The following is a 26,118-nucleotide window of genomic DNA, read 5'->3' on the forward strand; positions in this document are numbered from 1 at the left end:
TTAAGTTAGCCAGTATTTGTCAGTCTGAGCGTAGTCGAAGACTAATTTAAGTGTAATCCAAAAAGATTCCTTCTACTACGCTCAGGATGACATCTTTTTGGATTACATAAAATCTCTAAAAACAAAAAAGTCTGGGCAAATTGCCCAGACTTTTTTTATGCTTAATAATTTCTATTTATTAAATGTTGATGTATTACTAGTCAGCTTTGTGCTTTCAGTTAACTTCATCAAATCAACCATAATTCTTAAACTTTCTTCTTGTATAAAGTCGAAGTTGTCTTCTTTGGTAATTTTATCGCCTTTTTTAACTGGTGCTAAACCTCTAGACGCTCTCAATTGGTTTAACCTAACCAATGCTTTAGTTTCCAATTCATCACGCTCTGCTTTAAGCTTAGCTTCATTTAAAGTAATTGCAGTTTCATCATCACGTTTCTTAGAATCTAAGATATCTTGTTGCAACACTTTATAATCTAAAGAGCTTGCCATTCTTTGATCATGCATCTTCATTAAACTTGCTTTTATGCCGCTTAAATCTGCAACTTTAGTATAGGTTGATGATTTAATGATATCAAATGGCAAAGCCGATGGTTCAGTATCTTCACCAATTTTATCCAATGGATAAATAGATGGGAAATTAAAATCTGGGATAACGCCTTTATGTTGTGTACTGTTACCATTAATACGATAGAATTTACCCATTGTTAAGTTAATCTGACCTAATTGAGGTACACCATCTTTATCAACAATTACCGTACTTGTAGTAACAGGCTTACCTACCTTTTGCGAGGTTGTAGTTTCTTGCACTTTAGTTTTGTTTGCTGCTAAAACAGACATCATTTTTTGTAAAATAGATGGTTCTACAATTCTATTTAAATCTATGGTAGATTGTACAGTTCCTTTACCATAAGTTTGTGTACCCATTATAATACCACGACCGTAATCTTGTATTGCACCAGCAAAAATTTCAGAAGCTGAAGCGCTTAAACGGTCAATCATTACACCAAATGGACCAGTCCATGCTGCACCTGCGTCTTTGTCTTCATCAACATTTACATTACCTCTAATATCTTTAACCTGTACTACCGGACCGTTATCAATAAATAATCCTGTTAAGTCAATAGCTTCAACCAATGAACCACCGCCGTTAGATCTTAAATCCATTACAATAGCATCAACTTTGTCGATATTTTTTAATGTATCTATTAATAAACGAACATCACGAGTGGTGCTTTTATAATTTTTATCGCCAGCATTATAGGCTTTAAAATCTGCATAAAAGGCTGGCACATCAATAATTCCTATTTTATATGGCTTGCCATCAGATTGAATAGTTTTCACTGTTTTTTTAGCAGATTGGTCTGCCAAGATTACTTTATCTCTTACCAATGTAATGATAACTGGCTTAGAAGAAAGCTCTTGACCATTAGGTATAATTTTTAATCTTACGGTTGTACCCTTTGGACCTTTTATTTTTGCAACAGAGTTATCAATCCTCCAACCAACTATATCTTCAAACTCTCCATCTACACCTTGCGCAACAGCAACAATTCTATCTCCAGCATTAATTTGTTTACTTTTAAAAGCTGGCCCACCTGGAATAACATTTACAATTTTAGTAACCTCATTATCTAACTGTAATGTAGCTCCAATACCTTCCAAAGAACGAGACATTTCTTGGTTAAACACCTCAGCGTTTCTTGGGTTAAAATAGTTTGTATGTGGATCAATGGCTTCTGTAAAAGAGTCCATTATAATTTGAAACACATCTTGGTTGTTAAATTTAGCCGATTGAGTTTTTAAACTTTGGTAACGCTTAGTTAAAGTCTCAATATTTTTCGTTTGATCAGTACCAGCAATTTTCAAGTTAACTAATTCGTATTTGACTCTACTTTTCCAAATGTTGTCTAAGGCAGCGGTAGAAGTAACCCATGGCATTTTTTCCCTGTCATAAACATAAGTGTCGTTCTGATTAAAGTCGAACTTGTTTTTAATTTGAGAAATAGAATAATCTACACGTTCATTATATCTTTTTAAGTAAACGTTAAAAATATAAAATGGCACACTTAAATCTCCGATTCTAAAATCGTCATCTAAGGTTGTTCTGCTTTTATCAAATTCTTTAATGTCGCTTTCTAAGAAATAATACCTAGAAGGATCCAAAGCCTTGATATACCTATCTAAAATAATAGATGAGATAGAGTCATTAAGGGGAATCTTCTTATAGTTATAATTTTCAATTAAGGAAACAACTTGTCTAATAACCAAACTTTGTTGATCATCTGGTTTTATGTTTTGAACACCATCAACCAATTTTTGGGCCTTTGGCGAAGCGCTACACGCCAACGCCGCGGCAGTAAACGTAATCATCAATACTCTTCTCAACATCTCTTTTACTTGTTTAAAATTCATTCTTATAAAATCATCATCCAATATGATACCATTTTTTTAAATAAACAAAAAAGATACAGATTTAGTCTGTATCTTTTTTGTAAAGTTTGTAAAGTTACTAATACGATTAAGAAACTAGCTTGCTTTTAATAGCCAACATTACTAGGCCAACAATGCTCTTCACCTTCGTTTTTTTGAAGATATTTTTACGGTGGGTTTCTACCGTACGCTTACTTATCGCTAAATGAGCAGCAATATCTTCGTTACTAAACTCTTGAGTAATGAGCTTAATAATCTCTACCTCACGCTTGCTTAAAATATCAATTACTTTAGTACTTGTTTTCATATTCATAGCGTTTTGGTTTGAGATTGTTAATTATTTAAATTCATTTAAAAAGTTGCGGAGAATTTTCCAGATCCTAAACTGCAATAAATAGCACTTGTTGTTGTAGCATCAAACATTTCGCATAAAAAAGTGCCTTCAATTTTGTCTGCACTAATTGCTGTAATAATTACATTGCCACCTCCATTATTTGTAGTCGCATAAGTTTTACCGCCTGTTGTAAAAGTTGCTGCTCTTGTAGCTGTTGTTAAAGTAAATGTCCCGGCCGCAGCAACATTATCTACCTTAATAACAAGGTTTGTACTATTTGGACCTAGCGCTGTAATGGTATAGTTAGTTCCAGATTTAACAGCAGTGGCTGATGTTGCTGTCCATGCAGACGCAGCGCCATTTGCCAGTGTTAGTTGTGCACTAGCAGAGCCAGTTGCTTTTACGGTTTCATCATCCTTTTTACAAGAAACAAATACCGTAGTTAAAATTGTGAATGCCAATAAAATGGTTGTGATTTTTTTCATTTTGATTTTCTTTTTATATAACAAATGTTAAAAAAAGCACTTCCCTTATCAATACCTTAGCTAGGGTATATTCATCTACCCAACAGCAGGTACAAGACTAAATTATCTTATGTTCGTAAGCATATTTTAACAAACCAACAATACTTTGAGTAGCGGTTTTTCTAAATATATTTTTACGATGCGTTTCAACGGTGCGTTCGCTAATAAATAGCATATCGGCTATTTTCTTGTTGCTGTGCTCGCACTCTATTAGGCGAATAATTTCTACTTCCCTATTGGTTAGATGAGAACCTTCCTCATCATTTTTAAATGATTTCATTAATTCTCTTGTTACCTCTTCTCCAAAAAAAGTTTGCCCATTAGCTAACTTTTCCAATGCCTCTAAAAGTTCTTGTTTACCTGTATTTTTAAGAATATAACCAGAGATACCTGCATCAATCATTTCCTTAATAACCTGTCTTTCACCAAACATGGATAGAGCAAGCACCTTAATGTTTGGGTATTTCTTCTTCACATTTCTGGTAAGCTCAACGCCAGACATTTCGGGCATATTGATATCCGTTAAAAGAATATTAACCTTTAGCTCATCTAACATAGATAACACTTCCTTAGGCTGGTTACTACAACCAACTATGGCATATTTTTCTTCATTGTTGAGTAATGAACGTAAACCATCAACCACCAGTTGATGATCATCTACAATGAACAAATTTGTTAAGAGTGTATTTTCCATCTTACTAATTTACAAAGGAATATGTATAAATTTCATACTATGTGGCATGAGGTATTTATCGTTTAAAATATTGTTTTTATTTATCTTTATTTCATCAATCATGGTGATTGTGTTAAAATTATATTTATGTATTTCGTAGAAATCCAATTATTTTTATTAGATCTAGTCTCAACAGTTGGCAACACCATAGTAGATGATCTTAACGGTTTAATTAGGTAATTAAATTAAGGCTGGAATAGTTATCCAGTCTTAATTCATCAAGAAAACGGAATAAAAATCGCCACCAATGTCCCTTTACCCGGACTTGATGAAAAATCTACTGTTCCCTTTAAATACATTACCCTACTTCTAATATTTTTTAAGCCAATGCCTTCAAACTTTTCGATTTGTGTGGCATCAAAACCTTTTCCATTATCTTCTATCATTGCATTAATCCCATCTTCATCTTTAGTTAATTGAATATCTAATGAGTTAGCACCAGCATGTTTTATTACATTGTTTACCGTTTCTTGTATTACCCTATATAAAACGGATTCTATATTTTGATCTAGTCTTTCTTGAAGTCCAAATGTTTCAAGTTTGATTTTTAATTTTCTTGAATCTATCTTACTGATAAAATCTCTTATTGCAGATGTTAATCCGGATTTTAACAAGACGTTTGGTGCCATCTGATGTGAGATTGACCTTACCTCTTTACAGCTTTCGTCTACTAGATTTAATGTCTTACTGAACATCTTTTCACTTTTTACATTTTTAAAGCTTAAATCTTCAGTTAATGCCGAGAGGTTCATTTTTACAGCAGAGAACATTTGCCCCAAGCCATCATGCAGCTCTTCAGAAATTCGTTTTCGTTCATTCTCTTCGGCATTTAACACGGCTTTAGTAGACAAGTCTTGTTGTTTGATTACCTCATCTTGTAAACGAGTTTCTTGTTTTAATTTGTAGCGATTATAGAATAGATAGCCAAGCAGAATAGAAATTAAAAGTATACCGATAATTATTGCTAAAAAGATATTTCGTTTAAGAAGTTCTAGTTTTTGCACTTCATTTTGAGTAGCCAATAATTTAATCTGCTGTTCCTTTGCTTTAGTTTCTATTTGTTTTTGCGCAATTAGCACCTTGTTTTTTTGAAGAATTAAACCTTGCTCATTGATCTGGAAAGCTTTTTTATCGTTTTCTAAACTTTCATTTTCTAATTCTAATTTGTTTTTATTTAGTTCTAATCCCTGTATCAGGTTTTGTTTATCCAACAATAATATTTGTTGCTCTTTTTTTTGAGTTTGATAAATTGTATTTAATTCATTAATATGCTTGTTATTATTCTCATTTAGCAAGCTATCTTTAACTACAATGTATTTTTTTTGGGCTTTAATGGCTTTGTCAGATTCATTAATTCTAATGTAATATTCTGTTAATGCTTCGTAAGCATTTCTTTTATCAACTGCAGATTTTTGATTAATAGCAATACTTAATCCCTTATCAAGATCAGTTTTGGCTTGGCTTAGCCTATTTAGTTTCAACAATGATTTCCCATGGCCAATATAAGACGCAGCAATGGTCTTCTGTAAATTTATAGCCTCATGTAAACTTATAGCCTGAACAAAATTTGTCTCGGCCAGTTCAAAATTCCCTTCTTCAAAATAAAGGTTTGCAAGTTTTGATTGGAATATAGCCAATGAACGTTTGTCTTGATGCTTGTCTGCTAAACTTATTGCCATTTTTTCATATTCAATTGCTTTCTTGGCATCGTTGATACCTGAAAAATAAGAAGCATACAAATCATAAGTTATGGCAATATTTCTACCATCATTTAGTTCCTTGAATTTTTCTAGGCATAGGTCGATGTATTTCTTCGAATTTGAAAAATCGTTTTTTTGGCTATATAATAAAGCCAATTGTTGATAAGAATAAGCCAAACCCATCTTATTATTAATGCTTTCATCTATTTTTATCTGTTCAAAAATATAGTTAATGGCTTTTGCATTATTTCCAACATATCGATAAACAAAAGCTAGGTTACCATAACCTAATGACTGTCCTTTTTTGTCGTTATTTTTTTTGCTGATTGCTAAAACCTCTTCATATTTTTGAATTGCTTCATCGGTTTTTCCTAAATCTATTAAAACATTGGCGATATTATTAATGGCCTGGGTTGTTAAAACATTATCTTTTATTTGAATCGACACTGCCCTAAATTTCTCAAAATTAGATAATGATGAGGTATAATTACCCTTGTAGTACATCATTTGTCCTAAGTAATTGTAGCCGATGGCCAATTCTTTGAAGATTTTATGTTTTGCAGAAAAGGTTACTGATTTATTAGCATATGCAGTTGCGCTGTCTAAATTAATTTTAAAATATGCTGATGAGATTTTGTTAAGATTTTGAGCTTGCTCTGGAATTGCCGATTTTTTAAGCGACCTCCTCAAGCTATCCAAAACCTTTTGATCTTGAGCATTTACTTGATAAGGTGCTGTTAAACAAAACAATAAGAGAGTAAGCGCAAATTTCATTAAGGACGATTAAGCACTCAAATGTAGCTTATTTAGCCTCAGTACATATACCCATTTGTAGGTATTTTTTAATGCTAAAAAGGAATAAAAATTGCAATCAATGTTCCTTGTCCTGGCCTTGATGAAAAATCTACTGTACCCTTCAAAAAACTTATACGAGTACGGATATTTTTTAGTCCAATCCCTTCAAATTTCTCAATTTGATTGGTTTCAAATCCTTTCCCATTATCTTCAATCATTGCGTTTATACCGTCTTCATCTTTATTTAATTGAATATCTAAGGAGTTTGCACCAGAATGCTTAATTACATTGTTTACTGTTTCTTGTATCACTCTGTATAAAACGGTTTCAATGTTTTGATCTAACCGCTCTTGTAGCCCGAAAGTTTCTAGATTAATTTTTAGCTTCCGAGAGTCAATCTTATTAATGAAATCTCTAACCGCAGCTGTTAATCCTGATTTCAGCAAAACATTCGGTGCCATTTGGTGTGATATCACTCTAACTTCCTTACAGCTTTCATCAACTAAATTCATTGTTTTACTAAACATTTTCTTAGCGTGCTCATCTTTAAAACTTAATCCATCTGTTAAAGCAGATAAATTCATTTTAACCGCAGAAAACATTTGACCTAAACCGTCATGCAGCTCTCCAGAGATTCGTTTCCGTTCATTTTCTTCGGCATTTAATACTGCCTTTGTAGCCAAATCTTGCTGGGTTATTACTTCCTCGTGCAAACGTGCGTCTTGTTTAAGTTTATATCGATTGTAAAAAAGGTAGCTTAATAATATAGTAATTAGCAATGCCCCAGCAATAATTCCGAGGAAGATGTTTCTCTTTAATAACTCCAACTTTTGAACATCATTTTTTGACGCTAATAACTTGATTTGTTGTGCCTTTGCCGTAGCCTCTAATTGTTTTCTATCTAAAAGGATTTTGTTTTTTTGAAGTAATAAAGTTTGAGAACCAATCTTAAATAAATTCTTTTCATTTTCAAGATCTTGGTTTTCTAGTTCAAGCTTGGTTTTATTTAGTTCTAATCCTTGGATAAGGTTTTGCTTATCTAACAATAAAATTTGTTGTTCTTTCTTTTCTGCTTCATATTTTATTCTGATAGTATTTATTTGTTCTGATGATTCTTTATTAAACAAAATCTTAGATAAACTATCTTTTAATACAAGAGAATTGTAAGAATCATCATATTTACTGATATTTTTATAAATCTCTGCTAAAGAAGAATATATTCTCACTAAACTGTATAAATCTTTAGTTTCTAATGCTAAATCCTTTGCATTTTGGGTATACTTCAGTGCTTCATAATACTTCTTTTGGTGAAAATAATTTCTACCCATATTTTGATATATGTAGGCCAAATTGGTTCTATCACCAAAGCTAATAGCTAGCTTTTCAGCTTTTTTATAATATTCGAAGCTTTGATCATCGGTATTGTCTAGGCTCCAAGATATCATTCCTAAATTTAAGGTAATTGTTATTTGAGATTTGACATTATTTAATTTTTCAGCAAGAGCTAATCCCTTTAAATATGTTTCTTTTGCAGCTTTTTTATCCTTCAATTCGTCATAAGCAACGGCTAATGAATTATAGAAATTTGTTTTTAGTGATAACTCATTTACTTCATCCGCCATTGCGATGGCCTTTTTCAAATAGTCTACTGCACCTTTAGAGTTGTCTTGTCTGATTAAAATATTTCCTATATCACCATAACATCTTGCTATGGCAGATTTGGAATTAATACTTTCATAATATTTTATAGCTTCAAAAATAGTCTGCATAGCTAATGCATATTTACCCATTTTACCATAAGGCATATTTTTATTTTGTTTAGCCTTTGCTATTGTAAGTTTATCTCCTATTTTTAAGCCAATTTGTTCTGCCTTTTCAAAAAAAATCAAAGAACTATCTAGCTTACCACTAAAATTGTAAATAATTCCCTTTAGGTTATAAATTGAAGCCTCTTCCAATTCTAATTTATATTTTCTTAAGGAAACAAGAACAGAATCTGCTACACGATTTGACCTTTTCATATCTGAAAAAACAATATCTTTTGCCAAATTAATCTGAGCATTTATCTTGCTTTTTATTGCTACAGTCTGTGCAACCGAATTGAAGTTCACAAAACAAAATAAATAAGCAAAAATGGCAATTCTAAATTTAAACATTTGATAAAAATTATAGACATTCCACAAAAGAATGCTTAAAGCAAATATCTAAAGCCGTTAATGTTTATGAAATACCCCCTTATGGGTATATTTAGTGTGTTTAAGAATTGCTGGATACATAGTTTATCTCTTTGAAGAAATAACAGTTATTGTTTTTTAAAATTAAATTTTAAATACTACTTTTAATTTGGTTAATGTAAACCCAACTAAAACTTTGTATTATGTCATTAGAAGGACTAAATTCTTTAATTCAGCTAGAAAGCACTCGTCTTGAAGCAGACGAAATTATTGATTTGATGTGGTTATTATGTATGAGTGGCTTTTAAAAAGCAAGAGGGTTAACTAATGTTTACCCTCTTGTTCATTATAATATTATCTATATGATAATGTCCATCTTCTCTCACTCCAATAACATAATAGCCATTTTTAATATAGAAATCTTCTTTGCCTTTAATAGTATTTAGTTCTATTAAATGATAGCCTAAGTTATCGGCAATTTTTTCATAATAAGCCAATAAATCTGAACCAACACCTTTCATTCTACAAGTTTTATCGACACCCATCCATGCTATATTCGAAACTCCAGTAACAGATTTAATAGCGATGATAAATCCTATGACATTATTGTTTTTATCTATGGATATAATAACATCATAGATCCTTTGGTATTCAGGTCTTGAAAAATTCTCCTTTTTGTGAAGTATATTAACAAAAGTATAAATATCATTTTTGTGAAACTCCGTGAATTCAGTATTCATTACCTCTGCAAATAACTCATAAAAGCTATCAACATATTCCGCAGTTAGTGCTATTATCATTTCCTAAAAATTATTTCTTCCCTTGTTTCTCTGCAATAATAGAGCGATTGCTCTTAATTTGTTGAGTAAATTGGGTGATTTTAGAGTTTTTAGCTAGCAATTCTGCCCTGTTTACATCTTTGGTAGCCAAATTATATTCTTTCTTTTTGATTTTTATGGCAGCAATACCTAATACCGAATCAATATATGAAGTATTATTTTTTAATTGTTGCGCCAAAATTCCCTGTTGGGTATAAAACCAAAGGGACTGCGTAAGTTTATTAGCAGCGAAATAGATTTTACCCAGTTGATTATAAGATGCCATTTGACCAGACCTACTGCCAATTTTAGAATAAGTTTTTAAGGCTGCGTTAAGCACAACTTGCTCTGCTTCTGTATAACGAGCAAGCAACATATGTAAATTACTCATTCTAAGCAAAGTAGCACCATAACGACTAAATTTTCTATCATTATTATATTCGAATGCGGCTTTACCAAACAAGGTTAAAGCTTCATTTAAATCGCCACGGCGTTCATTCTTTTCTGCATCTGCAAAAAACTCGTCACCAGTAGATTCATCAGTATTTGAAACTGCAATATTAATTACAGGAGCCGCAACATCTTGAGGTCCGGAATTTACATTCTGACCAACAGCATTAGAAACAAAAAAGAAGCAAACGAGCGCTAAACAAATTTTATTCATCCGATAAAGATATGTAAAATTTTAGTTAAACACTTGCAGATTACCGTCGAAAGATGCCCAAACCATGTAAGGATGCGAATAGCAATGATAAATTTCACCTTTGGCTGATATGCCCACAATACCTGCAAAACCATCGAACGATTTTAACTCAGCGAATGATTTATCGCAAGCAGCTTTTAAGGTAAAACCATCGGTAACACGAGTTACAATTTTAGCAGCTAAAGCACCGCTCACAATATCTTCTCCAACACCAGTACAAGAAATACCAGCGAACTCATTGGCAAAGTTCCCAGCTATGGTTGCTGAATCGCTTACCCTACATGGGATTTCAAAGCCTTTTCCACCTGTAGAAGTGGCAACAGCCAGATTTCCATCTGCATCCAAGGCTACACAACCAACCGTTCCTTTTCTTTCTTGTTGATTTAATTTTTCTTGATATTCTGCTTGTCGCTGGGCGGTAATTGGATTAAAATATTCAAATCCATAGTCACGAGCAAAACTTAAAGCGCCTTCACCACTTAAAACCCTATCATCATAATTCAAAAGCTTTTCAGCAACTTCTATTGGATTTTTAACATCTTCTAGGTTGATGACACCACTAAATTTCTGGGTTTTACCATCCATTAACGAGGCGCTTAAACGCACTTTTCCATCACTTTGTATTTGAGAGCCAATGCCTGCATTAAACAACTCATTATCTTCTAATAGCGCAACAGTATATACTACGGTTTGCAAAGCCGAATGTGTTTTTAAATATTGATATGCTTTTTCAACAATTGAAGCCAATGCATCTTGTTTGGCTTTTTTTGTTTCCTGATTGGTAGATGATTCACTAAAAAAACCACCGTGTATAATAACCTTCATCTAGTATTTGGTACTTAGTATATAGTATTAAGACAGATTTTTGTAAACTGAATTATTCTGTTGGAACAACTTTTGGATGATGAATAACTAGTTGATGATTGGTTAAATCGTAAATATCTCCATCGCACATTACATGCACAATCATATTTTTTATAGAAACCGGTTGCCCCATTTCTACATCAGTTAAGTTTGTATCAGCCATATGTCGACCATCAACTAAAATAACCATTCCAGAACCAATAGCTTCCATTGTATTTCCTTGAATGTACAAGCCAGTATCTTCACCCAAGCCAATACCTAATATACCAGGGTTACTTGCTGCAGCATATAATAAACGTCCAATCCTACCTCTTTGTACAAAATGAGTATCTACAATTACATCATCTATAAAACCTAATCCGCCTGTAATTTTTACCTCACCTTTTAATAAGGCATCCTTACTGCTTCCTTGGTAAATCATGTTTTTAGAACTTGCCGCAGCACCTGCTGATGTACCAGCAATTACAAATTCTGTGTTCTGATATTTATCTAGCAAAACACGATGAATTTCTGTTCCTCCGAAGATAGAAGTCAAACGTAATTGGTCTCCACCAGTAAAAATAATTACGTCTGCTAATTTAATTCGCTCTGCATATTCTGGCTTATTGGCTTCTTCTCTACTTCCAATATTCATTACACCAACATCATGTACATCTAACTGTGCAAATGCCTTAATGTATTCTTCGCCAACTTTTACAGGAATTAAAGATGCGGTTGTCATGATCTCGAAACGAGAATCATTCCCTTTGATAGATTCTGTAGTAATTCTTTTTAAAATTCCACGCTCAAAAAAGTTCATGTTTTGTGGCAAACCGAACTGCGTTTCTGCAAAACTTCCGGTATTTATTGCACCGCCAATTATTATTAATTTACCTTTTGGAGTCATTCTTATGGTCTAGATATCTATTAAAATGCCAAATATATGCCATTAGCCCAACTAATTAACATTATTTTTATCAATATTATAGTTTTAATTAACAATCCAAGTCGTTTTTTGTACTTTACACTAACATTAAAACAAAAACACTTGTTAAACTTTTACAAGGCATAGCCCTTTAATTTGAAAAATATTTTATACTTTAATTTTTTCTTTGAGACAAGAAGCTCTACTGAGCTTAACGCTCCTTTTTACTACCATTTTAAAATAAGACAACGATGAAGATATTAGGCATACAAGTGCTAAGAGGACCGAATATTTGGTCTATAAATAGAAAAAAATTAATCCAAATGCGTTTAGATTTGGAAGAGCTTGAGCAACGTCCAACCAACGTTATTGAAGGTTTTAGAGAAAGGATTGAAAAACTAATTCCTAGTTTGCAAACCCATCGTTGCTCTAAAGGCGCACCGGGCGGATTTTTAACACGTGTTGAAGAGGGAACTTGGATGGGCCATGTGATAGAACATATCGCATTGGAAATACAAACCTTAGCCGGAATGGACACTGGTTTTGGTAGAACTCGCCAAACAAAAACCGAAGGAATTTACAATGTTGTTTTTAGTTACCTAGAAGAAAAAGCTGGTGTTTATGCAGCAGAGGCCTCAGTAAACATTGCCGAAGCCTTAATAAATGACAAGGAATATGACCTTGAACATGACATCCAAAGGATGCGTGAACTTAGGGAGTCTGAAAGATTAGGACCAAGTACTGGTTCTATTGTTGATGAAGCCATTGCAAGAGACATCCCTTGGATAAGGTTAAATAAAAGTTCGTTGGTACAATTGGGTTATGGTAAAAACCAAGTTCGTTTTAGAGCTACCATGACAGAAAGAACAAGTAGCATTGCTGTTGATATTGCAGGTAATAAAGACGAAACAAAGCGGTTATTGAGCGATGCAGCAATTCCTGTTGCTAAAGGTGTTACTGCATCAAGCCTAGATGATGTTCATGATGCTATTAAAAGAGTTGGTTTTCCATTAGTATTTAAACCATTGGATGGAAATCATGGCAAAGGAGCAACTATTAATGTAAAAAATGAAGATGAAGCAATTGCAGCTTTTCATTATGCAAAAGAATATTCTAGAAGAATTATTATAGAGCGCTTTATTACTGGACATGACTTTAGAGTGTTAGTAATAGACCATAAAATGGTTGCTGCTGCTTTACGTGTGCCAGCTCACGTTAAAGGCGATGGAAAAAGCACTGTTCAAGAATTAATTGATACGGAAAATGAAGATCCTCGTCGCGGTTATGGCCATGAAAATGTGCTTACAGAAATTACCGTAGACCGTGATACTGAAGATTTATTAGAGAAAAAAGGATATACATTAGAAACTGTAGCACCAAAGGGAGAAATCGTTTACTTAAAATCTACCGCCAACTTAAGTACTGGAGGTACTTCTATTGATGTAACTGACCAAGTTCACCCTCAAAATGTTTTTAACTGCGAGCGAATTTCTAGAATTGTAGGCTTAGATATTTGTGGGATTGATATCATGGCACAAAATTTAACGGAGCCATTAACAGAAAATGGTGGCGTAGTTTTAGAGGTTAATGCTGCTCCAGGATTTAGAATGCACTTAGCGCCAAGCGAAGGCTTACCTCGTAATGTGGCTGCTCCAGTAATTGACATGTTGTATCCTCCTGGAAAATCTGCTCGCATTCCAATTATTGCTGTTACAGGTACAAATGGCAAAACCACAACTACACGTTTAATTGCTCATATAGTAAAAAACAATGGTAGCAGGGTTGGTTTTACCACATCTGATGGGATTTATGTACAAAACACCTTGTTAATGAAAGGTGATACAACTGGTCCGTTTAGTGCTGAATTTATTTTAAAAGATCCTACTGTAGAAGTTGCGGTTTTGGAAACGGCCAGAGGCGGAATTTTACGTGCTGGTTTGGGCTTTAACAAATGTGATATTGGTGTAGTAACTAATATTCAAGAAGACCATTTGGGTATTTCTGATATTGATACCTTAGATGATTTAACAAGAGTTAAGGCTGTAATTATTGGAGCCGTTAAGAGAAGTGGTTGGGCTGTATTAAACGCAGACAACTCTTATTGCCTTAAAATAGCCCAAAGCGCTGATTGCAATATTGCTTACTTTAGTATGGATGAAAAAAACCCAGTAATTAAAGAGCATAGTAAAAAAGGAGGAATTTCTGCTATTTATGAAAATGGTTATATAACCATTAAAAAAGGAGATTGGAAAATCCGTGTAGAAAAAGCAACACATATTCCTTTAACCTTTAATGCCTCTGTTGATTTCATGATACAAAATGTGTTAGCCGCTACTTTAACTACATTTTTATGGGGATACAAAACCGAAGACATTAGGATGTCTTTAGAAACATTTATTCCTTCTGCTGCACATACACCAGGTAGGATGAATGTGTTCAAGTTTAAAGATTTTAAAATCTTAGTTGACTTTGCTCACAACCCTGATGGTTTTAACGGCATTAAGGCTTACTTACAAACCGTTGCTGCGACAGAACATATTGGTGTAATTTCAGGCACAGGAGACAGAAGAGATGAAGATATCATAGAAACAGCTCGTATTGCTGCTCAAATGTTCGACAAGGTTGTAATCTGTCAAGAAAAATATCTTCGTGGTCGCAAACAGCAGGAACTAATAGACTTATTGGTAAAAGGCTTGAAAGAAGTAAACCCAAATATCCCAATTGAGATTAATAATAATGGGGAAGACTGCATGAAGAACCTCGTTAACAATGCAAAATCTGGTTCATTCATCACCATTTTAAGTGATACCATTGATAATGCCATTCATAAAGTAACTTATTACTTAGATAAGGAATTAGATAAGAAATAATCCCAACAACGAAGCTTCAGTAAATTGGAGCTTTGTTGTTTTAGACTCATTATCAATTCGTATTTTAGAATAGGATGAATAGATGTTCCAAATAAACATTATAGGTATTGATTAAATAAATACAGATTTTTTTTACATTTATCGAAACAATAACGCACAATCTATATCTTAATACAAGATTAAAATTAAACTATGGCAAAAGAATCATTTAACTGGAAAGGTCTTTTCGTTAATGAAGACACTGATAAAGAAAAAAACGAAAGCCCAGAACCTGTTATTGCAAAAGAATTAGAGAATAAATTTCCAGATCAACAGCAACAATATTTCACAGAGAACTCTTTACCAAACCCCTTTTTAACTGATATTTTAGCAGTTTATGAAAAAGGTTTTGAATCTCTTAACGCTCAAGGGTTTGATTTTTTCGAACTTTATAAATCTGTGATGGCAGTTGGCGTAACCAATCCTCAAAGCTACAAGATGGCCTTTACAATGGGAAAAACCATAAACCCTAGTTTAACAAAAGAATTTCTTGTAGATAAAGCCAAGTTTTACATCGCTGAAATTGAAAAAGTTCATAGCAAATATGATACTGATGGTAAAACTAAAAAATCAACATTAGACACCAATATTTCTGCTCAAAAGCAATCATTAACTAAATCTATTACAGACTTAGAATCGAAAATAGCTCAGCTACAACAAGAATTGGCAACAAAAAAGGCAGAGCTTTTAAAGGTAGGTGAGGGAAATAGAGAGCAATATTCTGAAATTCAATTAAAAATAGAGGCTAATAACTTTGCTAAGAATAAAATTCTTGAATCTATAAACACAGTGTTAACAGGAGTAAATCAATATTTATAATGGATAAGTACGAACAAGAAAAGAACACCCTTTTATCCCTACCAATATTAAAACATTTTGATGAAACAAAAGGAGAAATAGCCTTAAAGGCTGGGGCACTAAAAAAAGGTGAGAAAGGTTTGTTTTGGGTATTAGCCCTTGGACTTTTAGGCGTTGGGGGTTATCTAACCTGGACCTATATCATCCCACCGCTTTTTACAATGCTTGGTCAAGCGATTGCTATCTCTGCAACTGGTGTGTTTTTGGTCTTTTTGGTGATGATGTATCCAGTAATAATGAAAGCGCTTCGCTTTGCAACAAAAAACATCCATAAAGCTTTAATTCAGAGTAATCCTTTTAATGAACTAAATGAGCAAAAGGAAAAAATGATTAAAAATCGTGAGGTTTTTAAAAACACCAAAGCCAAACTAAAAGGGCTTAAAAACGAGATGGAAATTGAGGCCAATAAGGCGGAAAAAGAAGCGAGGGTTTTCCAAGATGATGTTTTAAGCTTACAAAGACAAGCTGAAAAATTAAAGTCTGCCATGGATGAAATGGTAAAACAAGGTGGTGTTGCAGCAAAAGATACTGATGAATATGTTGCATTGCAAAGTGAATTGGCCAGAAAACTTAGCGACTCTCAAAGAGTATCTACACAATATGAGCAAAGTAAAAACTTTATTCAAAAATATGGCGTGAGGGCTAATGTTTTAGGTAAAATGGATAGAAAACTTACTTTAGCAGGTACTGCTATTGATATTAAAATTGCAGATTTTGATGCTACAATAAGGATGCTAGAGAAAGAATATCAATTCGCAAAAAATGCTAAAGAGGCTACCGAAAGCGCAAAAAGTGCAATGATGTTTACCCAAGATTGGGAACTAGAATATGCACTGGAAGTTGTTACCTCTACGATTGCGCTAGATATTGCTCAAACTTCTGAAAACCTAATAGACATTGATGCCTTAACGTCTAAATATTCTGTAGATAACGATGAATTATATTCTAGATTAGACACTTTAGCTGACCAGATTAAAACTGGAGATAGTGTAGTACCAGACTCAACAAAATATAATAATCCAAACTATAAGCTAACTAAGGAAGAAAAACTAAATAATGGTGGTTTTGGAGAAATTTTTTAATCTACCAAATAAGCATCAGGTACCTTTAAACAAACAAAAACTAAAATGGGAAAAATATTAAGAACGCAGAAATTAACAACATTTTCAGAGCTATTAATTGTTATAGCAGTTATTGGGGCTATTTTGGCTGGTGTATATTATGCGTCGCCAGGGATAAGAACATCTATATCCAAACAACTATCTGGTATGGAAGTTAACCAAACAGATGTTAATAATGTCACCAATGCCGAGAAAATTGAAATACCATCTAAAGACATTTCAACTGAAGTAAGCGAAAAACCTTTGGTTAGAATTGCTGGTTACGCCTGGAATGCACAATCAGGAATTATTGTTGCTAACGGCGGCCCAAAAACAACAAAGGGTTCATTAATGGAAAAAAACGGAGTGAATCTTGAGATTATTCGTCAAGATTGGCTTTCGGAACTTCGCAACATGCAAATGAAATTCATCGAAGAGTTTGATAAAGGTCAAGCATTCCCTAGTTCTGACAAAAGTATTTTTGCAGTAATGATAATGGGCGATGGAGCTCCTTTCTATATCAGCTCTGTTCAAAAAGCTTTAGACGAAAAGTATGGTAAAGATAAATACCATTTACAAGTAATGGGCGTAGTCGGTATGAGTTACGGTGAGGATAAATTAATCGGCCCACCAAGCTGGAAATCTGACCCTAAATCTATGAAAGGTGCTGTCATATCTGCTGTGTTAGGTGATGGCGACTGGGTAACAACTGTTAACTATTGTTTCGCAAATGGATTAAAAGTAAATCCAGACCCTGCTACTTACGATGCAGATGCAGTTAATATCTATCCGTCAGAAAATGATGATTACATTAAATCTGCAGAAGAACTAATCAAATCTCAAACTACTGGATGGACTGTTTCTTTAAAGGAAGTTGTAAATGGCAAATTAACTGGCAAGACAGTAAGTAGAAAAATTGATGGCTGTGCAACTTGGACTCCTGGAGATAAAACGGTATTCGACAAACTTTCTGGCTTTATTGATATTGTTTCTACTAAAGAGTTTAATAACCAAATGCCAACTGCTGTAATTGGTGTTAAAGAATGGGCTACTAAAAACCCAGAAATTGTTTCTAACATCTTAAAATCTGCGCTTGTTGCTTCTAACCAAATCAAAAATTACGAAGATTGGAAAGTTAGAGCTTCAGAAGCAATTACAGATACTTATAAAATGGAAACACCAGAATACTGGTACAAAATGTTTAAAGGTCAATCTGCAACTAAAAATGGCTTAACCTACAACATGGGTGGTTCAAAAGTATTTAACTACGCTGACGCAATGCAATATTTTGGTTTAACTGATGGTGTTAATAGATACAAATCTGTATACAATCAAGTTTCTGGCTATTTAAAAGACTTAAATCCATTCGGCTTTAATGAAAACGTTGGAGAGGTTGTACCATATGACCAAGCTGTAAATTTATTCTTCTTGAAAAATATTAATGATATTGAGTCTACATCAGCTGATAAAGCAGATTACAGCAACCAGGCTACCGAGGTTGTAGCTTCAGGCGAATGGAAAATCAACTTCAATAGTGGTAGTGCAGAAATTTCAAGTACTTCAAGTAAAGAAGTTGAAAAAATTTATAACCTATTGGTGCAAGCAGAAAATACAAAACTTACCGTAGTTGGTCATACAGATAATGTAGGTAATCCTGCTGGCAACTTAGCGCTTTCGAAAAGTAGAGCACAAGCGGTTGTAGATTATTTAAAACAAAAAGGGATTCCTGCAAGTCGTTTCCAATTGGTAGATGGCAAGGGGCAAAATGAACCTCTTTCGGACAATAACAGTGCTGCTGGTAAAGCCTTAAATAGGCGAGTTGTAATTACCTTATTAAAATAAAAAACTTAAAGGCTATCTAAACAATAGCCTTTTTAAATATTATGATAAAATTCTTAACTCCTTTTGAAAAAATTTCCAAGAGCAATAAGACCATAATTTTGGTTTCATGGATTGTACTTATTATTGCTATTTGGTTTATTGGTACTTCGGGAACAAAACATTTGTTCCCTTCTCCTGCCCAAGTTTTTAGTGGCTTTACAGCACTTTACAATGAGGGTTTGGTAGAACATATCTTTAATTCGTTAAAATTATGTTTCCTTTCTATTTTTTTGGCTGTAGTTATTTCAATGCTCTTAGCTTATACTTGGCCAATTCCAGTACTTAAACCCATATCAGAATTTATAACAAAGTTTAGGTTTTTACCCTTTACGGGCTTATCATTTTATGTAGCATTGCTAGTTCATGACGCAAGAAATATGCAGGTATGGATTTTGGTTATATTTTTAACCACCTTTTTAACCACATCGCTAATAGCTGTTATAAAAGATATACCAGAAGAAGAGTTTGACCATGCTAAGACTTTAAAGTGTAGCAGATGGGAAGTGCTTTGGCAGGTAATTATATTAGGTAGAATAGACTATGTGATAGATGTAATCAGGCAAAATCTTGCCATTGCCTGGATGATGCTTGTAACAGTAGAATCAATTGTTGTCGCGTCTGGCGGATTAGGTTTCTTGATTAAAAATTCAGATAAATTTATGAACCATGGCCGCATCATCGCATTGCAAATCATCATTTTAATTATTGGTTTAGGGCTGGATTCTGGAATCAATTTTTTAAGAAAAGCAATCTTCAGATACTCAAAAATTTAATGTATGAAACATCAATATAAAGAAACTCTTTTATACATAGAAAACCTTAGCGTAGCGTACGATGACCATGTAATTATAAAAGACATTACACTTACAGAAAAAGATGTAGTGCGTGAGGGTGTAGATCACACTGGGCAGGTAATTGCATTTGTGGGCAGGTCTGGTAGAGGCAAATCTACTTTTTTTAAAGCCATTACTGGTTTAGTGCCTGTAAAAACAGGCAAAATTTTGATTAAGGATTTTGAAGCAACTGAACCTAATATTGCAAAAGTGGTGAAAGAAGGCAATATTGGGTTTGTAGATCAAAAATACACCTTGTTTAGGCATAAAACTGTTCAGCAGACTTTAAAATTTGCGCTTAGAAAAACTTCACTTACCGAAACGGAAAAAGAGGCTAAAATAAAAGAATATATAGAAAAATGGGGTCTTGATACCTGCGTTGATAAATATCCGAATGAACTTTCTGGAGGACAAAGACAAAGGATAGCCATCATCGAACAACTTTTCTCATCAGATCAATTCATTGTTTTGGATGAGCCTTTCTCTGGTTTAGATGTTGGCAATATTCAAGAAGTAAAAAAATCTTTTGAGTTGCTAAGCAGCACGTCAGACTTTAATACCGTTATTTTCTCTACCCATGATATCGAATTAGCAATTGAATTAGCTCAAACAATCTATGTAATCGGTTATCCAACAATTAATGGCAAAAAAGAGGCCTACGGAACGATTGTAGCTAAATTTGATTTAAGAGAATTAGGTATAGCTTGGGAGTTATATGGAGAAAAACATATCAAGCTATCAAAAGATATTATTCATCAAATGATGATTTCTTAAAAGAAAACCTTTGAAAAAACAAGATCCAATTTCGTTTTTAGAAAACTCCTTTTTGTCTATAAAAGAGTATTTAAAATCTGCGGAAATTAGTGGTGATAAACTAATTATTACAGCAGAGTTTATTCAAATACTTGAGCAAGAGACAAAAAAAGTATTAGCACTTTGTGCGATACTAAATCAAGACGATGATTTTGTGAATAGCATAAATACTGAAGTAAACCGAAGTAATAACCTGCTGTTAAAAGCAGAGCATTTTTTCATTTCAGACCTGATAACAGCTTATCAACAAAACGAAGCTAAAGAAAGTCCAACATCAAGATTTGTTTTGGCCTATTATTATGATGCCTTAAGAAACAATCACTTTGCTGATGTAGCAGGAATTGCTGAATTGAACAAATTAGTTACTAGCGAAGAATTTAAGGTTCATTTACATAAAATAAAAAAAGACAATACTTTTTCTACAACCAAAAATCACTATTACATTGTATCAACTTTAGCAGGAAAAAAAGATAAAAGGCTTGACATTGTTGCTAATCAAATTCAAATCTTTTTAAAGTACGCTTACAATTTAGACTTTTCGAACACTAAAGAATTAAATGTTTTTTTAAACTTTGAACCATCTAAATTCAAGAGCAAATATCAAGCAGCTACCATAGCCGATGATTCTTTAGAAAAAGTAATGAAAGAGCTCAATGAGCTAGTTGGTTTAGAAAATGTAAAAAAAGACATAGAAGAGCTAATAAACTTACTCGAAATACAAAAAAAACGTAGCCAAAAAGGGTTGAAGAACATCGAAATATCCTTGCATACTGTTTTTTTAGGACCTCCAGGCACAGGAAAAACCACTGTCGCAAGATTATTAGGCAGGATTTTTAAACACTTAGGATTTCTCTCTAAAGGCCAACTTTATGAAACTGATAGAGAGGGTATGATAGCAGGATATGTCGGACAAACGGCTACAAAGGTTGATAAAATAATAGAAGAAAGTATCGGTGGTGTATTGTTTATTGATGAAGCCTATGCTCTCACACAAAATACGTTCGGCAATGATTATGGTGCAGAGGCCATAAGTATCTTACTTAAAAGAATGGAAGATAAAAGAGATGATTTAGTTGTAGTAGCTGCTGGGTACACTGAACCCATGAAGCTCTTTATTGAATCAAATCCAGGATTAAATTCAAGGTTTAATCGCTACTTCTCTTTTAAACACTTTTCTCCAGCTGAGTTATTTCAAATTTTTGAAAACTTCTGCAAGAAGTCTGATTTTATAGTTTCCAAAGATGCTGAGGATAAATTAAAAGATACTTTTGATTTATTATACTCTAAAAAGGATGATGGTTTTGGGAATGCAAGGGTTGTAAGAAATCTATTTGAAAAATGTGTTCAAAATCAAGCGAACAGAATCATTAAGCTAAAAAAAATTAGTCCTGAGATTTTAAAGTCGATAAGCGAAGAAGATATACCAGAACCTAAAGAAACAGAAAAGATAGTTTATTTCTCTAACGAAGAAGATAAATAATCATTAAACAAAAAAACCATCCCAATTAATCAGGATGGCTTTTTGCTTCAGCGAGTTTTATTATGCTTGGGAATCTCTCAATGCTTTGATTTCATCGTGAGACACTCTTAATTGGGCTTTTTGTTCGGTTATTAAACTTCTCAAATCAGCTGATAAATCTTCTTCGGCTAGTGCCATTTTATATGCTTTTTGAGCCGCATCTTCTCCAAACTCACAATTGTTTAAAACTGTTTTACGGTCGTGGCCTGTAAAAACTGCTTTAACGTCCATCCAAGCTCTGTATATTTTTCCTGAATTAGTGGTTCCTTCTTCTGCTTCTTCACCTAAAGCTTGCACTTCAGTTGCTAATGCCATTTTCAATTTATGGCTCTCACCAATCATTCTTACAAATAAAGATTTCAAATCCGAATCTTCTGATTTTAGCTCTTCAATAGCTTTTTCATAACCTGCAACTCTATCGTTATTTATTTGAATCAGGTCGTTTAAAATTTCTGCATTTACTGTTCTCGTTTCCATATTTTTTAGTTTTGATGTGCCTAAAGAACATTAGCCATAAATAAAAGTTTAAAATAACTTAGCGCATTTAGGAATACCAAAAGCTTTATATATTTGATTAATTATCATATTAAAAATGTACAATGTTTTCCCAAATTTTCTTGAAGAAGGTTTTCAGTTGCGGCAAATAGTTGACGAGGATATTAATAAGATTTTTCTAGGCCTTTCACATCCCGATATTGTTAAATATTATGGCGTTAATTATAGCAGTTTATATGATACGCAAGAGCAAATGAAATGGTTTGCTGAACTTGAGGAAAGTGGAACTGGGATTTGGTGGGCAATAAACAGTCCTCAAAACTCTGATTTTTATGGTGCAATAGGCCTTAATAACCTAAGCAAAATTCACCAAAAGGCTGAGATTGGTTTTTGGCTACTCCCAGAATACTGGGGAAAAGGCATAATGAAAATAGCTGTAGACTTAGTTTGCAATTATGCATTTAAAGAGTTGAAGTTACATCGCATAGAAGCTCTTGTTGAAACAGAAAATAAAAATTCAAAGAACTTGCTAAATAAGTTAAGCTTTAACCACGAAGGAACCTTTATTGATTATGAAATTAAAAATGGAAACTTCATAAGTCTAGATTGCTATGCAAAACTTCATTAATCATCTTAAAAAATACATTACTCTCAATGAAGATGAATTGCAGATTCTATCCTCTTATGTGAAAACAGTTTCTTTAAAAAAGAAGGATTTTTTACTAAAGGAAGGGCAGGTTTGTAAAGCCAATTATTTCACGGAAAAAGGTCTTTTAAGGATGTATTTTATTAATGACAAAGGCGTAGAACAAATCACTCAGTTTGCATTAGAAAATTGGTGGATATCAGATTACATGAGTTTTACTATGCAATCTCCCGCTCATTTCTATATTCAGGCCGTAGAAAATTCTGAAGTTATTGTAATAGAACATCATAAACAAGAAGAGTTAATTAAGCAGTTGCCACAGTTAGAAAAATACTTCAGAATCATTATACAACGAGCTTACGCAGCATCTCAAATGAGATTTAAATACTTTTACGATTATTCTAAAGAAGAAAACTACCGTCAATTTGTTTCCTTATTTCCAGAGTTTGTTCAACGCATACCTCAATACATGTTGGCTTCTTATTTAGGTTTAACGCCAGAATATTTAAGTGAGTTAAGGAAGAAGGGATAATTTCCTTTACTTCAGAGAACACAAAGAGTTCACAGAGTAAAGAAGAACTAGATAGTCTCTTGTTCTATATAAAAAACGCATTTTTTACTTTGGGTAAAACTTAGCCCTTTTCGCTTATTTATTCATTTCTTAAACTAGTTTAAGTTTTTTCATACAGCTTCGGTTTACCTTTGATTCATCATAAAACAATTAAAAAATGGAAACAAGAATAAACATTGGTCAAATAGAACCGTTAGCTTACAAAGCACTAATGGGTATCGAAACTTATTTAGCAGCAACTTCACTTAATAAAACTCATAAAGAATTAATTAAAATTAGAGCATCTCAAATTAATGGTTGTGCATTCTGTATCAATATGCACACCACAGATGCTAGAAAGCATGGAGAAACAGAGCAACGTATTTACTTACTAAATGCTTGGAGAGAAGTAGCTAACCTTTATACAGAAGAAGAAAGAATTATTTTAGCACTAACTGAAGAAATGACTTTAATTGCAAATGGTGGCGTTTCTGATGAAACCTATAAAAAAGCAAATTCATTTTTTGATGATAACCAACTGGCCCAAATTATGATGGCAATTATAGCTATTAATGCCTGGAACAGAATGGCAATTGCTACCCAAATGCAACCAGCTTAGTTCTTTTGTCATTCAGAGCGAAGCGAAGAATCTTAAGCGTTAAATTCTTCGTTCCATTACCTGCACTGAGACTGAAATAATGCATTTCGCATTAAGATACCCTATCGAATTGGGTATGACGAACGACTATATTTTCGATAAAGGCAAGTATCCCAAAAAGATTTCATCTTCTTGCAAACCATTAGCAGGAGTAAACTTTAAGGTGTATTTGCTTTTTGTTTCTTTTGATAAAATATCCTTGATTTCGAAAATATCATCCACATCTACACCGAACTTATCATCTATGTGAGATGTTGCACCTTTAAAGCCAACGTGTTTGTAAAATGCAGTTTCCTTAGCTTCTTTTATGGCAAGTGCTTTTTGATCTGAAACCGCTAACATCTTATAATGAAGTTCTTCAAATTCATCCTTTTTGTAACCACCTAAATTCATAAAGAACAAACTTCTTATCTCAGTTTTATTTTCTTCTTCTTTAGCAGTTACTTCAACTTTATAGTCTCCAACCTTGTTCACAATTCTGTAAGCATCAACATGGATTTTACCTTTTGCTTCTGGCCAAAAAGCTAGCATCTCTGGCAATAATTCTTTAACAGATGTACCAATGCCAAAGAATATATCATGTTGCTCTATATTTCTTCCCATTGGCGTTGCGCCTAGTAATATCATAAATAACTTCGGAGTTTGCATTGGCTTGTGAAATTTGTATGAGATAAAATTAAAACATTTAAATTCACTTAACGTTTTTAAAAAACAAACATTTAATATGCGTTTATTCCAAAATCCACCAGATGGTGGTTCACTCTACACTGAAACTAATCTACAACAACTTTTTCCTGAGCCATTAAACGCATTAACATCTTGTTTTTTCTTAGGAATAGCCATTTATTGGACATTTAAATTAAGGAAAGAACATAAAGCTCATCCGTTTTTAACTTACTGTTTAATCCTACTTTATATTGGTGGCGTAGGTGGCACAACTTATCACGCCTTTAGAAAATGGAATATATTTATCATGATGGACTGGCTGCCAATCATGTTGCTCTGTGTTTCTGCAGGTGTATATTTTTTAGCAAAGCTGATTAAATGGTATTTCGCACTTTTATTTGTATTCGCTTATCTAGCTTTTCAATTCTATTTTAGAAGTACAATGTCTGGAAACGATATGCAATTATTCATCAACATTAACTATGCAATGATGGCAGCATTAGTTTTATTACCCGTTTTAGGCTATCTAATTCGTAGTAATTGGAAAGATGGAAAATGGGTAGGTTATGCGCTTATCTCTTTTGTAATTGCACTTACATTTCGCATTGCGGATAAATGGGAATGGTTAAATACTGGCACTCATTTCCTCTGGCATACGTTCGGGGCAATAGCTTCTGCCTGTATGTTCTATTATATTTATTTAACTGGCGTGAAAGAAGAAATTAAGAATAGATTGTAGGCCCTGGCTAATGAACCAATGATACTAGTGAACTAATCTATTTCCACTGATTAATCAATTTCTTACACCTTGCTTCCACCTCCTTAAATACAGGTTCAAATAAGTGGTTATGGTGATAAGGATCTATAACTTCGCCTTCATCAGCTAGAAAGAAGCTAACTTTTTTGCGTTGCTCTTCTGTTTTAGCTAATCTTAAAACATCCTTATAGTTGTTTTTATCCATTACCAAAATATGGTCAAACTCGTCAAATAAATGACTATCAAAAAGCCTTGCTCTTTGTGCAGAAATATCGTAGCCAAATTCTTTTGCAACTGCAACACTTCTCTTATCTGGAGCACTACCAATATGCCAATCTCCCGTTCCTGCAGATGCAATTTCCCAACCTAAGTTTTGTTCGTTTACTAAATGACGCATCACTCCTTCTGCCAAAGGCGAGCGACAAATATTACCCAAACAAACCATTAATATTTTCAA

General features: G+C 33.3%; 24 protein-coding genes. 11 read left to right on the plus strand and 13 right to left on the minus strand.

The features are described from left to right. Nucleotides 1-171: 171 nt before the first annotated feature. From EZ428_RS01640 to EZ428_RS01685, 10 genes are all read right to left on the minus strand, one after another. The gene (locus EZ428_RS01640; RefSeq protein WP_131551366.1) at nucleotides 172-2,409 is read right to left on the minus strand and encodes a carboxy terminal-processing peptidase; all 2,238 of its coding nucleotides are present in this window, start codon (nucleotides 2,407-2,409) and stop codon (nucleotides 172-174) included. Nucleotides 2,410-2,515: 106 nt separating this feature from the next. Beyond that, the gene (locus EZ428_RS01645; RefSeq protein ID WP_205945585.1) at nucleotides 2,516-2,734 is read right to left on the minus strand and encodes a response regulator transcription factor; all 219 of its coding nucleotides are present in this window, start codon (nucleotides 2,732-2,734) and stop codon (nucleotides 2,516-2,518) included. Between the two features lie 44 nt (nucleotides 2,735-2,778). Next, a complete protein-coding gene (locus EZ428_RS01650) occupies nucleotides 2,779-3,246 on the minus strand; it encodes a DUF6252 family protein (protein WP_131551368.1) in 468 nt (155 codons plus the stop codon). A gap of 97 nt (nucleotides 3,247-3,343) precedes the next feature. Continuing rightward, nucleotides 3,344-3,979, minus strand: coding sequence for a response regulator (locus EZ428_RS01655; protein ID WP_131551369.1), 636 nt, complete (start codon nucleotides 3,977-3,979; stop codon nucleotides 3,344-3,346). 257 nt (nucleotides 3,980-4,236) lie between these two features. Next, nucleotides 4,237-6,492, minus strand: coding sequence for an ATP-binding protein (locus EZ428_RS01660; protein ID WP_131551370.1), 2,256 nt, complete (start codon nucleotides 6,490-6,492; stop codon nucleotides 4,237-4,239). Nucleotides 6,493-6,566: 74 nt separating this feature from the next. Then, a complete protein-coding gene (locus EZ428_RS01665) occupies nucleotides 6,567-8,669 on the minus strand; it encodes an ATP-binding protein (protein WP_131551371.1) in 2,103 nt (700 codons plus the stop codon). A gap of 338 nt (nucleotides 8,670-9,007) precedes the next feature. Further along, nucleotides 9,008-9,487 (minus strand): GNAT family N-acetyltransferase, encoded by a 480-nt coding sequence (locus EZ428_RS01670; protein WP_131551372.1) that lies wholly within the window; start codon nucleotides 9,485-9,487, stop codon nucleotides 9,008-9,010. 10 nt (nucleotides 9,488-9,497) lie between these two features. Next, a complete protein-coding gene (locus EZ428_RS01675; RefSeq protein ID WP_131551373.1) occupies nucleotides 9,498-10,169 on the minus strand; it encodes a hypothetical protein in 672 nt (223 codons plus the stop codon). Between the two features lie 21 nt (nucleotides 10,170-10,190). Continuing rightward, nucleotides 10,191-11,033, minus strand: a complete 843-nt coding sequence (locus EZ428_RS01680; RefSeq protein ID WP_131551374.1) for an isoaspartyl peptidase/L-asparaginase — start codon at nucleotides 11,031-11,033, stop codon at nucleotides 10,191-10,193. Between the two features lie 52 nt (nucleotides 11,034-11,085). After that, entirely contained in the window at nucleotides 11,086-11,958 is an 873-nt protein-coding gene (locus EZ428_RS01685) for a cyanophycinase (protein ID WP_131551375.1), read from the minus strand. A gap of 269 nt (nucleotides 11,959-12,227) precedes the next feature. On the opposite strand from EZ428_RS01685, the gene cphA reads away from it, so the two are divergent. The 7 genes from cphA (at nucleotide 12,228) to EZ428_RS01720 (ending at nucleotide 21,850) form a co-directional block, all read left to right on the plus strand. Continuing rightward, complete coding sequence (cphA, locus tag EZ428_RS01690; protein ID WP_131551376.1) at nucleotides 12,228-14,846, plus strand: cyanophycin synthetase; 2,619 nt, start codon at nucleotides 12,228-12,230, stop codon at nucleotides 14,844-14,846. A 192-nt stretch (nucleotides 14,847-15,038) separates the two neighbouring features. Further along, nucleotides 15,039-15,704, plus strand: coding sequence for a hypothetical protein (locus tag EZ428_RS01695; protein WP_131551377.1), 666 nt, complete (start codon nucleotides 15,039-15,041; stop codon nucleotides 15,702-15,704). Further along, nucleotides 15,704-16,825 (plus strand): hypothetical protein, encoded by a 1,122-nt coding sequence (locus tag EZ428_RS01700; protein WP_131551378.1) that lies wholly within the window; start codon nucleotides 15,704-15,706, stop codon nucleotides 16,823-16,825. The genes EZ428_RS01695 and EZ428_RS01700 overlap by 1 nt, the downstream gene beginning before the upstream one ends. Nucleotides 16,826-16,870: 45 nt before the next feature. Next, the gene (locus tag EZ428_RS01705; protein ID WP_131551379.1) at nucleotides 16,871-18,685 is read left to right on the plus strand and encodes an OmpA family protein; all 1,815 of its coding nucleotides are present in this window, start codon (nucleotides 16,871-16,873) and stop codon (nucleotides 18,683-18,685) included. A 41-nt stretch (nucleotides 18,686-18,726) separates the two neighbouring features. Further along, complete coding sequence (locus EZ428_RS01710; RefSeq protein WP_131551380.1) at nucleotides 18,727-19,497, plus strand: ABC transporter permease; 771 nt, start codon at nucleotides 18,727-18,729, stop codon at nucleotides 19,495-19,497. Between the two features lie 3 nt (nucleotides 19,498-19,500). After that, complete coding sequence (locus EZ428_RS01715; protein WP_131551381.1) at nucleotides 19,501-20,331, plus strand: ATP-binding cassette domain-containing protein; 831 nt, start codon at nucleotides 19,501-19,503, stop codon at nucleotides 20,329-20,331. A 10-nt stretch (nucleotides 20,332-20,341) separates the two neighbouring features. Then, nucleotides 20,342-21,850 (plus strand): AAA family ATPase, encoded by a 1,509-nt coding sequence (locus tag EZ428_RS01720; RefSeq protein ID WP_131551382.1) that lies wholly within the window; start codon nucleotides 20,342-20,344, stop codon nucleotides 21,848-21,850. 60 nt (nucleotides 21,851-21,910) lie between these two features. On the opposite strand, the gene EZ428_RS01725 is transcribed toward EZ428_RS01720, so the two are convergent. Then, nucleotides 21,911-22,366 (minus strand): PA2169 family four-helix-bundle protein, encoded by a 456-nt coding sequence (locus EZ428_RS01725; RefSeq protein ID WP_131551383.1) that lies wholly within the window; start codon nucleotides 22,364-22,366, stop codon nucleotides 21,911-21,913. Nucleotides 22,367-22,481: 115 nt separating this feature from the next. On the opposite strand from EZ428_RS01725, the gene EZ428_RS01730 reads away from it, so the two are divergent. From EZ428_RS01730 to EZ428_RS01740, 3 genes are all read left to right on the plus strand, one after another. Next, nucleotides 22,482-23,012 carry a GNAT family N-acetyltransferase gene (locus EZ428_RS01730; RefSeq protein ID WP_131551384.1) on the plus strand — a complete coding sequence of 177 codons (531 nt, stop codon included), beginning with the start codon at nucleotides 22,482-22,484 and terminating at the stop codon, nucleotides 23,010-23,012. Continuing rightward, the gene (locus tag EZ428_RS01735; protein ID WP_131551385.1) at nucleotides 22,996-23,562 is read left to right on the plus strand and encodes a Crp/Fnr family transcriptional regulator; all 567 of its coding nucleotides are present in this window, start codon (nucleotides 22,996-22,998) and stop codon (nucleotides 23,560-23,562) included. Before EZ428_RS01730 ends, EZ428_RS01735 begins: the two co-directional genes overlap by 17 nt. A gap of 196 nt (nucleotides 23,563-23,758) precedes the next feature. After that, complete coding sequence (locus EZ428_RS01740; RefSeq protein ID WP_131551386.1) at nucleotides 23,759-24,199, plus strand: carboxymuconolactone decarboxylase family protein; 441 nt, start codon at nucleotides 23,759-23,761, stop codon at nucleotides 24,197-24,199. 126 nt (nucleotides 24,200-24,325) lie between these two features. On the opposite strand, the gene EZ428_RS01745 is transcribed toward EZ428_RS01740, so the two are convergent. Then, on the minus strand, nucleotides 24,326-24,886 hold the full coding sequence (locus EZ428_RS01745) for a DUF1543 domain-containing protein (RefSeq protein WP_131551387.1): 561 nt from the start codon (nucleotides 24,884-24,886) through the stop codon (nucleotides 24,326-24,328). Between the two features lie 76 nt (nucleotides 24,887-24,962). On the opposite strand from EZ428_RS01745, the gene EZ428_RS01750 reads away from it, so the two are divergent. Continuing rightward, nucleotides 24,963-25,643, plus strand: coding sequence for a hypothetical protein (locus tag EZ428_RS01750; RefSeq protein ID WP_131551388.1), 681 nt, complete (start codon nucleotides 24,963-24,965; stop codon nucleotides 25,641-25,643). Between the two features lie 37 nt (nucleotides 25,644-25,680). Here the strand turns inward: EZ428_RS01750 and EZ428_RS01755 are convergent, their stop codons facing one another. Next, nucleotides 25,681-26,118 carry a low molecular weight protein-tyrosine-phosphatase gene (locus EZ428_RS01755; RefSeq protein ID WP_131551389.1) on the minus strand — a complete coding sequence of 146 codons (438 nt, stop codon included), beginning with the start codon at nucleotides 26,116-26,118 and terminating at the stop codon, nucleotides 25,681-25,683.

It is taken from the genome of Pedobacter frigiditerrae (assembly GCF_004331645.1).
Classification (GTDB): domain Bacteria; phylum Bacteroidota; class Bacteroidia; order Sphingobacteriales; family Sphingobacteriaceae; genus Pedobacter; species Pedobacter frigiditerrae.